This window comes from Kribbella sp. NBC_00662 (genome assembly GCF_041430295.1).
Taxonomy (GTDB): domain Bacteria; phylum Actinomycetota; class Actinomycetes; order Propionibacteriales; family Kribbellaceae; genus Kribbella.
Genome location: NZ_CP109029.1, coordinates 391101 through 404760, shown reverse-complemented (window position 1 = coordinate 404760; position 13660 = coordinate 391101). Strand labels below are relative to the sequence as shown.

12 protein-coding genes are annotated in these 13660 nt (G+C 67.1%); 4 read left to right on the top strand and 8 right to left on the bottom strand.

Annotated elements, in window-relative coordinates:
* Positions 1-89 precede the first annotated feature (89 nt).
* The gene (locus OHA10_RS01960; RefSeq protein ID WP_371404437.1) at positions 90-1280 is read left to right on the top strand and encodes an acyl-CoA dehydrogenase family protein; all 1191 of its coding nucleotides are present in this window, start codon (positions 90-92) and stop codon (positions 1278-1280) included.
* A gap of 71 nt (positions 1281-1351) precedes the next feature.
* Here OHA10_RS01960 and OHA10_RS01955 read toward each other — a convergent pair whose 3' ends face one another.
* Both OHA10_RS01955 and OHA10_RS01950 read right to left on the bottom strand, forming a co-directional pair.
* Positions 1352-2368, bottom strand: a complete 1017-nt coding sequence (locus tag OHA10_RS01955) for an ArsR/SmtB family transcription factor (RefSeq protein ID WP_371404436.1) — start codon at positions 2366-2368, stop codon at positions 1352-1354.
* A gap of 175 nt (positions 2369-2543) precedes the next feature.
* Positions 2544-3650, bottom strand: a complete 1107-nt coding sequence (locus OHA10_RS01950; RefSeq protein ID WP_371404435.1) for a magnesium and cobalt transport protein CorA — start codon at positions 3648-3650, stop codon at positions 2544-2546.
* Positions 3651-3725: 75 nt separating this feature from the next.
* On the opposite strand from OHA10_RS01950, the gene OHA10_RS01945 reads away from it, so the two are divergent.
* Positions 3726-4256: a general stress protein gene (locus OHA10_RS01945; RefSeq protein WP_137258252.1), complete on the top strand. Its 531-nt coding sequence runs from the start codon at positions 3726-3728 to the stop codon at positions 4254-4256.
* Positions 4257-4304: 48 nt separating this feature from the next.
* Positions 4305-4859: a MaoC family dehydratase gene (locus OHA10_RS01940; RefSeq protein ID WP_371404434.1), complete on the top strand. Its 555-nt coding sequence runs from the start codon at positions 4305-4307 to the stop codon at positions 4857-4859.
* A gap of 188 nt (positions 4860-5047) precedes the next feature.
* Here the strand turns inward: OHA10_RS01940 and OHA10_RS01935 are convergent, their stop codons facing one another.
* The 4 genes from OHA10_RS01935 to OHA10_RS01920 are packed head-to-tail and all read right to left on the bottom strand — an operon-like array spanning position 5048 to position 9419.
* Positions 5048-6349 (bottom strand): alpha-L-fucosidase, encoded by a 1302-nt coding sequence (locus OHA10_RS01935; protein WP_371404433.1) that lies wholly within the window; start codon positions 6347-6349, stop codon positions 5048-5050.
* Between the two features lie 16 nt (positions 6350-6365).
* Entirely contained in the window at positions 6366-7214 is an 849-nt protein-coding gene (locus tag OHA10_RS01930) for a carbohydrate ABC transporter permease (RefSeq protein WP_371404432.1), read from the bottom strand.
* Positions 7204-8148 (bottom strand): carbohydrate ABC transporter permease, encoded by a 945-nt coding sequence (locus tag OHA10_RS01925; RefSeq protein WP_371404431.1) that lies wholly within the window; start codon positions 8146-8148, stop codon positions 7204-7206. Before OHA10_RS01925 ends, OHA10_RS01930 begins: the two co-directional genes overlap by 11 nt.
* Positions 8148-9419, bottom strand: coding sequence for a sugar ABC transporter substrate-binding protein (locus tag OHA10_RS01920; protein WP_371404430.1), 1272 nt, complete (start codon positions 9417-9419; stop codon positions 8148-8150). Before OHA10_RS01920 ends, OHA10_RS01925 begins: the two co-directional genes overlap by 1 nt.
* A gap of 180 nt (positions 9420-9599) precedes the next feature.
* On the opposite strand from OHA10_RS01920, the gene OHA10_RS01915 reads away from it, so the two are divergent.
* Complete coding sequence (locus tag OHA10_RS01915) at positions 9600-10361, top strand: FadR/GntR family transcriptional regulator (RefSeq protein ID WP_371404429.1); 762 nt, start codon at positions 9600-9602, stop codon at positions 10359-10361.
* Here OHA10_RS01915 and OHA10_RS01910 read toward each other — a convergent pair.
* Positions 10267-12069 carry a xylan 1,4-beta-xylosidase gene (locus OHA10_RS01910; RefSeq protein ID WP_371404428.1) on the bottom strand — a complete coding sequence of 601 codons (1803 nt, stop codon included), beginning with the start codon at positions 12067-12069 and terminating at the stop codon, positions 10267-10269. The two genes, OHA10_RS01915 and OHA10_RS01910, sit on opposite strands and share 95 nt — an antisense overlap.
* Before the next feature lie 11 nt (positions 12070-12080).
* Positions 12081-13655: a glucoamylase family protein gene (locus OHA10_RS01905; RefSeq protein WP_371404427.1), complete on the bottom strand. Its 1575-nt coding sequence runs from the start codon at positions 13653-13655 to the stop codon at positions 12081-12083.
* Positions 13656-13660: the final 5 nt, after the last annotated feature.

The following is a 13660-nucleotide window of genomic DNA, read 5'->3' as shown; positions in this document are numbered from 1 at the left end:
AGGTGGTCGATGTCACAGCGGGTGTCACCCTCGTGCCGGGATGCTGAAAGCCGCGATACTCGCGGGTAAGCCGACCGAAGGAGCCGAGGATGAGCAGGCTGCAGCAGACCGACGGGCTGACCGACATCCAGGAGGAGATCCTGAAGACGGTGCGCGCGTTCGTCGAGGCGGAGATCCTCCCGGTCGCCACCGAGCTCGAGCACCGCGACGAGTACCCGACCGAGATCGTCGAGGGCCTCAAGGAGCTCGGCCTGTTCGGGCTGATGATCCCCGAGGAGTACGGCGGACTGGGCGAATCGCTGCTCACCTACGCACTGTGCGTCGAGGAGATCGCCCGCGGCTGGATGAGCGTGTCCGGCATCATCAACACCCACTTCATCGTCGCGTACATGCTGCTGCAGCACGGCACCGACGAGCAGAAGCAGAAGTACCTGCCCCGGATGGCGACCGGTGAGGTCCGCGGTGCGTTCTCGATGTCCGAGCCGGGCTGTGGATCCGATGTCGCCGCGATCAAGACCAAGGCCACGAAAGACGGCGAGAGCTACGTCATCAACGGCCAGAAGATGTGGCTGACCAACGGCGGCTCGTCGAACCTGGTCGCCGTACTCGTGAAGACCGATGAGGGGCAGGACTCGGTCTACAAGAACATGACGACGTTCCTGGTCGAGAAGGAGCCTGGGTTCGGCGAGGTCGACAAGGGCCTGACCGTGCCGGGCAAGATCGAGAAGATGGGCTACAAGGGCGTCGACACCACCGAGCTGGTCTTCGACGGCTACCGGATCGACGGGGCCCAGATCCTCGGCGGCGTACCGGGTAAGGGTTTCTACCAGATGATGGACGGCGTCGAGGTCGGCCGGGTGAACGTCGCGGCGCGCGGTTGCGGAGTGGCGCGGCGGGCGTTCGAGCTGGGGATCTCGTACGCGCAGCAGCGGGAGACGTTCGGGAAGAAGATCGCCGAGCACCAGGCGGTGCTGTTCCGGCTGGCCGACATGGCGGTCAAGGTCGAGGCTGCGCACGAGCTGATGGTGAAGGCGGCCCGGAAGAAGGACAGCGGCTCCCGCAACGACTTCGAGGCCGGCGTGGCGAAGTACCTGGCGAGTGAGTACTGCTCGCAGGTGGTGGAGGACTCGTTCCGCATCCACGGCGGCTACGGCTTCTCGAAGGAGTACGAGATCGAGCGCCTCTACCGCGAGGCCCCCATGCTCCTGATCGGAGAAGGCACGGCCGACATCCAACGCATGATCATCGGCCGCCGCCTCCTCGAGGACTACAAGCTCTGACGGCCGCACGCTGGGTCGACAGGCGGGGCGGTGCCGGTCGGCCCAGCGTGGGCGGGGCAGGGGATGAGGGGCTAGACGGGGGTCTGGGTCGGCGGCCGGGGGTGGCCGGAGCCGTGGCCGGAGAGCAGCCAGATGCCTAGCTGGGTGATTTCGTGGCGCACCGAGGCGCCGGCTCGACGGGTGGTGATCAGGCCGGCCTCCCGCAGTACCGTCGCCTGGTGGCTGGCGGCGGCCGGGGAGATGTTGCAGCGTTTCGCGAGCTCCGTCGTCGTACAGCCGTGGACGGTCGCCTCCAGGGCGGCCGCGCGGGTCGAGCCGAGCAGTGAGCCCAGCGGGTCACTCGACAGCGCAGGCTCCCCCGACGCCTGCCGCAGGATCCCCGGCGCGTGCTGGATCGGGTAGACCAGGATCGGCTTGAGATCCGGGTCCCGCAGCTTGGTCGGTACCTGCCAGCAGAACGCCGAGGGCTGCAACTCGATTCCCCTGCCATCGAGATACAGATCGCGGTCGTTCATGTCCAGCACCTGCAGGACCGGTGCCACCCACCGGACCCGCGGATGCAGCGACGACAGCAGCCGGTCCACCCCGTGCCGGGCCAACGCCTCCCCACGATGGGCGTGGTCCGCGGACACATGCGTGCCGATCGACTTCCAGTACGGCGCGATAGCCGCGTCGTGATACGTCCGGATAGCCCGGCCGAGCTTGTGCATCGACATCCGGCCGCCCTGCGCCAGCTCCCGCGTCCACGGCGACGCGGGACGGTAGGTCGCGAGCAGGTCGAGCTGGCTGCGCAGCTGCTGCCGCGGTGTCGCGAGCGTCTGCTCCAGTGCGGAGTCGAAGTCCGGCTCGGACTCAGCCGGCGTCAGGAAGTCGGGGGAGTACCCCTTCGACGGCGTCAGTTCGAGCAGCAGCCGCATCTGGTCCGGCGCGACCCGGGCCCGCACCTGACGGCGCCAGTCCTCGAAGATCAGCCGGCCGTCCGAGTGCTGCAGCATGTGCAGGCTGAGCAGCACCTCCCACAGCGGCGCCGGCCTGGTCGCGACGGTGACGCGGGCGAGGTCCCGTGGCGTGAAGTGGATCCGAAGCACCGCTAGTCCCTCCCCTTGGTCGCAGAACGTGCTCGATTCCTGACCGAACGCGACGGCAGAATTCAATCAAGGCAGCGGATTGGTCCACAACCGTTTGAACATTCCAATCCGCAAGGACTCCCGGCCATGGCAAAAGGTTGCCAAGTCACCGATCAGACGGTAGAGAACAGCCGCGTCACAGCCAGTGGTTCCGCTTGAACAACCGGTAAAGGACGAAGCACGCGGCCGCCATCACGCCGAGTACGACGAAGTAGGCGTACTTGAGCCGCAGTTCAGGCATGTAGTCGAAGTTCATCCCGTAGATGCCGGCGATCATCGTCGGCACCGCGAGGATCGCCACCCACGCCGAGATCCGGCGCATGTCCTCGTTCTCGGCGACCTGCACCTGGGCCAGCCCGGCCTGCAGGATCGAGCTGAGCAGCTCGTCGAACGAGATCACCTGCTCCTTCACCCGCTGCAGGTGGTCGTCGACGTCGCGGAAGTAGTTCCTGGTCTCCTCGGCGATCAGCGGGTTCCGCAGCGTCGACAGCGCGCGCATCGGCCCGGTCAGCGGCGCCACGGCCCGCTTCAGCTCCAGCACCTCGCGCTTCAGCTGGTAGACCTTGTCGATGTTCCGCCAGCCACGCGGTGTGAACATGCCGGTCTCGATCGAGTCGATGTCGGCCTGTACGGCGTCCGCGACCTCCAGGTACCGATCCACGACATGGTCGGCGATCGCATGGAGCACTGCGCCAGGACCGGTCGCCAGCCGCTTCGGCTCCTTCTCCAGCTCCTGCCGCAGTCCGGTCAGCTCACTGTGCTCACCATGGCGGACCGTGACCACGAATCCGGGTCCGCAGAACACCATGACCTCACCGGTCGCCACCACCTCGCTGGTCGCGGTCAGATCCCGGTGCGGGACATACGTGACCGTTTTGAAGACCGCGAACAGGGTGTCGGCGTACCGCTCGAGTTTGGGGCGCTGGTGTGCTTCCAGAGCGTCCTCGAGCGCCAGCGGGTGCAGACCGAACTCATGGCCGATGATGGCGAGTTGGCGGTCGGTCGGCTCGAACAGGCCGATCCAGACGAACCCCTGGCCGCGCCGGGCCTTGGCCAGCGCTTCGGTGTACGAATTGACCCGCCGGTCGCGGACGCCGTCCCGGTAGAGACCCCAGTCGATCAGAGCGCCCTCGAGCTTGCCGGTGACCACGTCGTCCGGCGGGCGGCCGTCAGCGCCACCGCGGCGGGCGAAGAACCCTCCTACTCGGCGTGTCGCGCCCATGTCCCACCGTCGCCCGGCCATCACGGCGAGGCTATCAAGACGCGGTAACCAGCTGTCGGCAATGATGGGGGTGGACGCACGTGGAGAGGAACGACGATGACCACGCAGGGCATGCCCTCGATGGACCCCAGACCGACCGGCCTGACGATCGGGACGTACGACACCTACCGGGAGGCGCAGCGCGCTGTCGACTATCTCTCGGACGAGAAGTTCCCGGTGGAGCACACGACCATCGTCGGCAACAACCTGCGCCAGGTCGAGAAGATCACCGGCCGGCTCACCTGGGGCCGCGCGCTGACCGCGGGTCTGGCCAGTGGTGCGTGGTTCGGTCTGTTCGTCGGTCTGCTGCTCGGTCTGTTCACCACGGGCAACTGGCTGGCGGCGCTGCTGACCGGTGTGGTGCTCGGTGCGTTCTTCGGTCTGGTGTTCGGTGGTCTGAGCTATGCGCAGTCGGCCGGGCGGCGTGACTTCACCTCCCGGACCGCGGTGGTGGCGACGACGTACGACGTACTGTGCGACTTCAAGTTCGCTGAAGAGGCCCGGAACCATCTGGCCAAGCTGGCGCTGAAGGGTGAGGTCCACCCGCGGATGCCGGACCACACCGTGCAGCAGCCCACCCAGGACTGAGCCGGGTGATGTATCTCTCGCGCCGGTGAGAGCCAGACCACGGTCCGGATGCGCCTGGACCCGGCAGCATGGGGAATCCAGGACCGAGGAGGAACCGCGATGCAGTTCGGGCGCAGCTACGAGGAGTTCGAGGTCGGTGCCGTCTACAAGCACTGGCCCGGCAAGACGGTGACGGAGTACGACGACCACCTGTTCTGCCTGCTGACGATGAACCACCATCCGCTGCACCTGGACGCGCACTACGCCGGGGAGACCACCCAGTTCGGCAAGAACGTTGTGGTGGGCAACTACATCTACTCGATCCTGCTCGGCATGTCGGTCCCCGACGTCAGCGGCAAGGCGATCGCGAACCTGGAGATCCAGTCCCTGCGCCACGTCGCGCCGACGTTCCACGGCGACACCATCTACGGCGAGACCGTCGTACTGGACAAGTGGGAGTCGAAGTCGAAGGACGACCGCGGCATCGTCCACGTCGAAACCAAGGGCTACAAACAGGACGGCACCGTCGTCTGCCTCTTCCGCCGCAAGGTCATGGTCCCGAAGAACACCTACCTGGAAAGCCGGGGCGGAGAACAGCCCGGCCGCCCCACCCCAGCCTCCTAGACCCCGCCCGCGCCCGCCGGCCGCCCGCGCCCGCCCGCCGGCCGCCCGCGCCCGCCGCCCGCCTTGGATGGGTTCACCTAGCCTGTTGCGGGTTCCCCCACCGGAGTCCGGTGCGGGAACCCACAACGCGGTAGGTGAACCCATCCAAGGGGAAGCCGGCGGGTGGGTCGGATTCGGGGCGGCGGGTGTCAGGTCAGGAACAGCTCGATGACCGGGACCTCGACGTTCGGGCGCTGGATCGGGAGCTTGAGCGTCAGGATGTCGGCGCCGACGCCACCCATGCGGGTGTTCTGGGCGGTTTGGTCGGGGTCGTTGGGGACGCGTTTGATCTCGGACGCGTCGTTCAGGAGCTGGGCGTACTTGACCTTCCCGCCGAGGCCGGGGAGGTGGACGTGGCCCATCGGCCAGGAGAACAGGTGCAGGTAGAGGCGGTTGCCCTTCTGCGTGTAGCGGGCGTCGGTCGGCGGCGTGTACTCCGACGGCCGCGCACCGCGGATCGACCGCTCGTGCAGCCGCATCCACTCGCCGATCTCGGCCAGCGTCGCCAGCGCCCGCGGGTCGAACTCGCCCCGGCCGGTCGGACCAACGTTGAGCAGCAGGTTGCCGTCCTTGGAGACCGAGTCGACCAGCATCTTCACCAGCGTCTCCGGTGACTTCCAGTCGAGGTTGTCCCGGTCGTAACCCCAGCTGCCGTTGAGCGTCTGGCAGGCTTCCCACAGCACCGGTACGCCGTCGCGCTCCATCGGACCGTCCGGCTGGTACTGCTCCGGCGTCACGAAGTCGCCGGGGATGTCGAGCCGGTCGTTGATCAGGATGTCCGGCTGCAGCTCCCGGACCATCGCCATCAGCTCGACCGAGCGCCACTCGTCCTTGCCCTTGCCGTTGCCCGGTCCGGGCAGGCCGTCTTCACGGTTCCGGTTCGGGTACGAGAAGTCGAACCACATGATGTCGATCGGCCCGTAGTTCGTCAGCAGCTCACGTGTCTGCGCGTGCAGGTAGTCGGCGTACACCTGGACGTCGCGTCCCGCCGCCTTCGCCTGCGCCTCCTCGTCGTACCGCTGCGGGTGGACGACGTCGATCGGGAACTCCGGGTGGTGCCAGTCGATCAGCGAGTGGTAGAACCCGACCCCGAGCCCCTCGGCCCGGCAGGCCTCGACGAACGGTCCGACCAGGTCCTTTCCCCAGGGCGTCTTGGTGACCTTGTAGTCGGACACCTCCGAGTCCCACAGGCAGAAGCCCTCGTGGTGCTTGGTCGTGAGTACGGCGTACTTCATGCCGGCCTCACGCGCCGCGCGAGCCCACTTCACCGGGTCGTACAGGTCGGGCTCGAAATGGTCGAAGTACGGCTGGTAGTCCTCGTCGGTGAGCCGTTCGCGGTTCTTCACCCACTCGTGCCGGGCCGGCAGCGAGTACAGGCCCCAGTGGATGAACAGGCCGAACCGCCAGTCGCGGAACTTCTCCACAGAATGCGCGGGAGGCGCGTCGGTCATACAACTCTCCTTAGAATTAGCGGCCGCCCAGACCGGTGACGAGCAGGCCGCGGACGAGGTGTTTCTGCAGCAGGACCACAAGCAGAACGGTCGGGATCATCGCCATGATCGAAGCGGCCATCATCAGGTTCCATTGCGTGCCCTGCTGGCCGACGAACTGCGCGAGGCCCAGCGGCACCGTGCCCTTGTCCTCGACGCTGTTGATGATGATCAGCGGCCACAGGAAGCTGCCCCAGAAGCTGATGAACGTGAACACGGTCAGTACGGCGATGGCCGGGCGCGCGAGCGGCAGCATGATCCGGAAGAACGACCCGAACGGGCCGCACCCGTCCACGCGTGCCGCCTCCTCGAGCTCGGCCGGGACAGTGAGGAAGAACTGCCGCAGCAGGAACGTGCCGAACGCTGTGAACGCCCACGGCAGGATCAGCGCCCAGTAGCTGTCCACCCAGCCGAGCGACTGCATCAGCCAGTACATCGGCACGATCAGTACTTCCTGCGGCACCATCAGCGTGCCCAGGAACAGCACGAACAGTTGCTCACGGCCCCTGAATTTCAGCCGTGCGAACGCGTACGCCGACAGGCTCGAGGCCGCGACCACCACCAGGGTTCCGGCCACCGCCACGAACAGGCTGTTCAGGAAGTAACGGTCGAACGGCGCGAACGTGAACGCGTCCGCGTAGTTCTTCCAGCGGATCTCCGAGCCGAACAGGTGCGGTGTCGGCGTGAACACCTCGTCGGCGGGCTTCAGCGAGGTCGACACGGCGTACACCAACGGGCCGAGGAAGACGATCGCGACGATGACCAGGAGCGTGTGCGAGACGCCGCTGCGGACCTTGCGGGCGGCGCTGTTGGTCTCAGACGTCATAGTTCACCCACCGCTTCTGCCCGAAGAACTGGATCGCGGTGATGCCCATGATGATCACGAACAGCACCCAGCCGGCCGCCGACGCGAGGCCCATCTGGAGGAACTGCCAGCCCTGGTTGTAGACGTACATGACGATCGTCTGGGTGGCCACGCCCGGACCGCCCTGGGTCAGGATGAACGGCTGCGCGAACACCTGGAACGAGGTGATCAGCGTCATCGTGGTGGCGAAGAACATCGACGGCGTGATCATCGGCCAGGTGATGTAGCGGAACCGCTGCAGCGGCCCGGCGCCGTCGATCTGCGCCGACTCCAGCTGGGACTGCGGCACCTGGTCGATCGCGGCCGAGAAGACCAGGAAGTTGTACCCGAAGCCCTGCCAGATCGACATCGCCACGATCGCCGGCATCGCCCAGCTCGACGAGCCGAGGAAGTTCGGCGCGTCGATACCGAACCAGGCCTGCAGGCCGCCGTCGATCAGCCCACCGGGCTGGAACAGCAGCCGCCAGACCATCACGTTGGCGACCATCGGCGTCATCACCGGGATGAAGAACAGCACCCGGAACACCTGCCGGCCCCTGATCTGCGGGCCGAGCCAGACCGCGAGTCCGAGCGAGACGACCACGTTCAGCGGGACGTACAGCACCACGAACAGCACGGTGTTGAGCACCACCCGGCGGAACACCGGGTCGTGCAGCAGATGCGAGTAGTTGTCGAACCCGAGGAACGAGCGCTCGCCGAACACCGGCCAGTCGAACAGGCTGATGCCGAGCGCCATCGCGGTCGGGAACAACGTGAACAGTGCCAGCCCGCCGAGGCTCGGCGCCAGGAAGACCGACGCGTACCGACCGTCCCGGCGCAACGCGGGCCGGCGCCCCGCCCGGGGCGCACCTGCAGGTGCGCCCGGGGGAGCGACGGTTGTCGTGTCGGTTGCCATTACGACCCAGCGCCTGCCTGGTCCTGGATGGTCTTCAGCGCCTGGTCCGGCGGGATCTCACCGTTCAGCGCCTGGGTCCCGAACCGGTTGAGCAGGTCGGCGACCTGGACCCAGTTCTTCGAGGTGACCAGCGGGATCGAGTGCTCGGAGGCGTAGTCGATGGTCTCCTTCGCGCCGTCGATCCCGGCGGCGGTGAACCAGGCGGGGTGGGCCACGGTGCGGGCCGGGTACGCGCGGCCGGCCTCGGCCAGCACCGTCAGCGGCTTCTCACTCGTCATCGACATGATGGCCTGGAAGGCCGCGTCCGGCGTCTTGCAGGACCGGGAGATGCCGAAGCCCGAACCGGCGGTGTAGGTCTTCGATCCGTCCGGACCGGCCGGGATCGGCGCGATGCCGAGGTCGAACTTGACCTTGCCCTTGGTGTCGATCAGCGACCACGGACCGTTCAGCTGCATCGCCGCCTTGCCGCCGGTGAACTGCTGGGTCTCGAAGTCCGGGTTGCCGCCCGGCACCTGCGGGGCGATCTTGTCGGTCCTGACGAAGTCGGCGTACTGCGAGAAGCCCTGCTCGAACTTGGAATCGGTGAAGTTGAGCTTGCCGTCGGACAGCGGCTCGGCGCCGGTCATCGTCCGTACCCAGGACATCGTGCCGAGGTCGCCGGGGGTCGTCACCAGGCCGGTCTTACCGGCGGCCGTCAGCTTCTTCGCGGCAGCCTTGAACTCGTCCATCGTCCAGCCCGGCTTCGGGTCGGCGACGCCGGCGGCCTTGAACATGTCCTTGTTGTAGAAGATCACCATCGGTCCGGAGTCGTACGGGATCGCGATCTGCTTCCCGTCCGCCTTCAGGCCGTCCATGATCGGCTTGTCGAAGTCCTCGGCCTTCAGGCCGTACTTCTTCATCAGGTCGTCCAGCGGCAGCATCGCGCTCGCGTACGACGCCATCCGCAGGCTCTGCATGCCGATGATGCAGGGTGCCTTGCCGCCGGCCAGCGTGGTCCCGATCTTCGACCAGTAGCTGTCCCAGGGAGCCCCTTGGAGCTTGACGGTGATCCCGGCGTGATCGGTGTGGGCCTGGTCGGCGACCTTCTGCCAGGCAGCCTGGTCCTCGCTGCCGGCGACCCAGAACGACCAGGTCAGGTCGGCCTTGTCGGCCGATCCCGAACTACTACCGCCACTGCCGTTGTTGCCCCCGCAGGCGGCCACGGCGGTCAGGGCCAGAACCGACAGAGCGGCAGTGACCCAGCGGCGTGTCCGCGCCGGTGATGCTTTCATCGCTGACCTCCAGGGGATGAACTGATTCATCCGATCTATAGTCGGAGGTATTCGGCGCAGTCAACACCTCAGGACCCCAAATCCCCCTAATTCACGGCCTAAACCGGCAATTTGGCCCTAGACATCCGATGTATGGTGCAGGAACATCGGATGTCTCAGCCAGATTCTGGAGGTGGGGCGATGCGCGTCACCGACGAAGCCATCGATCGGATCAAGCAGATGATCGTGGCCGGTGAGTTGCGGCCCGGCGATCGCCTGCCGCGTGAGGCTGATCTGGCCGCCCGGCTCGGCCTGTCCCGGAACTCGTTGCGCGAAGCGGTGAAGGCGCTCGCGCTGATCCGGGTGCTGGAGGTCCGCCAGGGCGACGGCACGTTCGTGACGAGTCTCGATCCGTCGCTGCTGATGGAGACGATGGGCTTCGTCCTCGACCTGCATCAGGACGCGTCGGTCCTGGAGTTCTTCGAGGTACGGCGGATCCTCGAGCCGGCCGCCGCCGCCCGGGCAGCGTTGCGGATGGCGGACGACGACATCGCGGCGCTGCGCAAGATGCTCGACGAACTAGGTCCGCAGCCGTCGGTGGAGGATCTGCTGACCAGCGACGTGGAGTTCCACAAGGTGGTGGCGCTGGGGAGCGGCAATCGAGCCTTGGCATCGATCATCGACAGTCTGCGGCAACCGACGTACCGGGCGCGGATCTGGCGGGGGCTGACGCAGAGCGATGCCGTCACCCGGACGCTGGCCGAGCATCGCGCGATCCTCGATGCGATCGAGGGGCGCGAGCCCGAGGTGGCCAGGTCCTGGGCGACGGTGCACATCGCCGGGGTGGAGCGGTGGATCCAGGAAGCCGTCAATCTCGATGAGGACGAAGCTCCAGCAGAACTGCGCTCGGCATCGGGAGGCACAGTTCGACCGCTCCGTCGTGCAACTCCAGTGGAGTACTGACGAGCCTGCTCCGCTCGGCGAGGTCGGCAAGCTCCTCGTCGGTCGGCCAGTCGGACAGACCGTCGGCAGCCGCGGCGATGTCACCGGAGTCGATCGCCAGGGTGGTTGCGGTCGCCTCCCAGGCCGGGTCGACGCCCGGTAGCTGCAGACGAATGGTGCGGGTCAGCTCGGGTGCGCCGTCCGCCTTCGTCTGATCGAGCGTGAGATTCCACAGCAGTACGGCGATGCGGTCGCGATCTCGGGATGCCCACGCCTCGACGAGGCTGTCGGCGCCGTCGCCGGTGAGAGTGACCGGGAGCTCGACCGGCCCGAGCCGGCTCAGCAGCGTCATCGCGTGGTAGCGCGGTTTCGCCAACCCACCAACGGTTTGCAGCCCGAACCCGCCGTGTAACAGACGCGGCGGCCGACCGAGTTCCTCGAAGTGGTCCGACGCGACCCAGTAGGAAAGCGCGTCGATCCGCCCGGCTGCGGACTTCATCCCACGGAGCAGGAACACCCCGGAGAACACCGAGTCGTTGATCGGGTTGAAGTGCGTCGGCGTCACGCCCCACTCGGTCCACAGGATCCGCAGATCGCCGTACCCATGCCGCTCGAGACTCGCACGTACGTCGAGCGGAGGTGAGCCGTAGGTGTGCGTGGAGACGAAGTCGATCGGCGTACCATACTGTTTGGTATGGTCCAGGAGGTCGTCCACCCAGCCTGCCGCGGCGGAGGACGGGCCGCCGACCGCGAGGCGGGGGTCCACCGACTTCACGGCCGCCGCGGAGACGTCGTACAGGTGCAGCCATTCGGCCTTCGTGCCGGACCAGAAGACCTCGAGGTTGGCCTCGTTCCAGACCTCGAAGTCCCAGGTCAGCACCTCGTCGAGGCCGTACCGGTCGACGAGGTGCTGGACCAGTGCGCGGACCAGGTCGTGCCAGGCGTCGTACGACGCCGGCGGCGAGATGATCGCGCCGTACCCGAAGACCTTCTTCGACGGATCGGAGGCCAGTTCGCGCGGCATGAAGCCGAGCTCGACCACCGGCCGCAGCCCGATCGCGAGCAGCTTGTCGTAGATCGCGTCCACGACGGAGAAGTCGTAGCCGGACTCGGTGATCACGTGCGTGTCGTCGTGGAAGATCGCGTGCGCGCGAACCGTGCGTACGCCGATCTCGTCGTGCATCCGGCGCAGAGCGTCCTCGAGCTCCACCCCGATCTCGTGCCCGCCGGTGCGGTCCGTGCAGAGCAGCTGGCTGAGTCGTTCGCTGCCGACCATCGGCACCCACGGCTTGGCCAGCTCGGTGCCCTCGGCAACTACGTCGACGGTGACCTCGACGGCCGGAACGGCGCCGTCGGCAACCAGCGGTACGGCGCCGACCATGGCACTGGCCCGGCCGTTCGTGGCCGTCACCTCCGGCACACTCACCACCGCGTAGCGGTACGGCGTGCCGGGCGTGCACGTCGTGTCGACGTACGGCGGTGCCGGGATCGAGAGGATGTCACGGCTGTGATGATCGACCGGCTCCAGCGGACCGTGCTCGCCGGCGCCGCGCAGGATCAGGTACCCGGCGGCGCCCTCGACCGGCGACCAGTCGATCGTCACCTGACCGACACCTCCGACCGCGCTGACCTCCTTGGGCGGATCGAGGTCCGGGAAGGCGAACTCGCGCTCCTCGTCACTGCGGAGTGCGATCCGCTCGTCCCAGTCGGTCTTGGCGTCGTTCTGCATAGGGCTGTCTCCTACTCGAGGCCGGATTCGAACTTCTCCATCGCGATCAGCGGCCGGATCCGGCTCTCCACCGTCCGGCTGCCGAAGCTCCGCCGGATCAGGTCGTTGCCGAACACGTTGCCGATGGCACCCATCACCATGGCCTGGTCGAGGGACAGGTACCGCTTCGCGATCAGCCCGGACCTCACGGCGACCGAGTCGAAGAAGCCGCCGCCGCCGTACGCGTGCAGGTTCTTCTCGATCTTGCTCAGGTTGTCGATCGCCTGCCGCGGCGCGTACGCCATCGCGAGGAAGGCCGCGTGCGGGGTGACGACGCCGTCGCCGTACGTCGGGTTCGGGTTGGTGCCTTCACGACAGCCCTCGAAGCCGCCGTCGTAGTTGGTGCCCTCGAGATCGGAGGGGTAGCCGGTCGGGTCCATACCGAGCGCCTCGACGCCGTAGACGGAGTACCCGCCCTTCGGGTTCGACGCGGGTGAGAAGCCCCAGTAGCCGTACTTCGCGTCGTCGAGACCGTGCTCGATGTGCGCGCGGACCGTGAGCGGGTGGTTGATGCCCCAGCTCCGCGGCGCCCAGGTCGCCTCCGGGACGAACAGGTCGGGCATCAGCGACTCGAACATGTCACCGCCCCAGGACGGGACGATCCGCATACCGCGGTACGAGTAGGTGCCTTCGAAGACGTCGAGGCCGAGGTAGGTCCGGTGCACGCCCTTCGGCTTCTGCTCGACCCACGACCAGTCGCACGTGTCCGGGACGGTGCGGTACGTCGCGAAGTACTGCGTGTGCGGGACCTGGCCGAGGGCGAAGCCCATGTACCCGGCGATCCGCGCCTCGGTGTTGCAGGTGTCGTAGTGGAACTTGCGGTAGTAGACGTCGGGGCCGACGCCGGCGTGGTTGCCCTTGTCGGTCTCTTCGTCCGGCGGCGGGGTCTCGAAGAATCCGCCGCGCATCAGACCGCCGGGACGGGCGTCGGGGTTGTAGTAGAACTTGAAGTTCATCCGGCCGAGCACGGAGTCGGCCAGGGCCCGAGCGCGCGGCTCGGCGTTGCGGACGACCATCAGCGCGCAGGCGAACCAGGCGTTGTCGACACTCGACACGAACGGCGTGATCGGCTTGGTGCCGTCGGGGTCGACGGTCCGGACCGCGCCGGTCGCTTCGTCGTACCAGTTGAAGTACATCCCGCTCGGCACGTGATGTACGGCGTTCTTCATCGTCGTCAGCGTCTGCGTGATCCGGCGCAACGACTCCTGCGGCGAGATGATCCCGAGGTGCTTGGCGACGACCGTGCTCCACAGGTAGCCGCCGATGTTGGTGGGGGAGGTGTAGTTGCTCCGCACCGGGCTCGTCACGGACTCGCCGATGTTGTCGGCGGGCAGCCCGGTGTGCTCGTCGGTCATGGCGACCAAGCTGCGCCACGTATCGCGAGCCCACCTGCCGACCAACGCCTTGTCGGAACGACTGGGAGTCCAACCCTCCTTTAATGTCTGCGCGGGCGAGAGCGATCCGCCGTAAGCGGGTGCTGCGGCGCCGGCAAGCGCGAGGGCGCCAGTAGAAGCTAGTAAGGTGCGGCGACTGATGAAGGCGGTCATCAAAG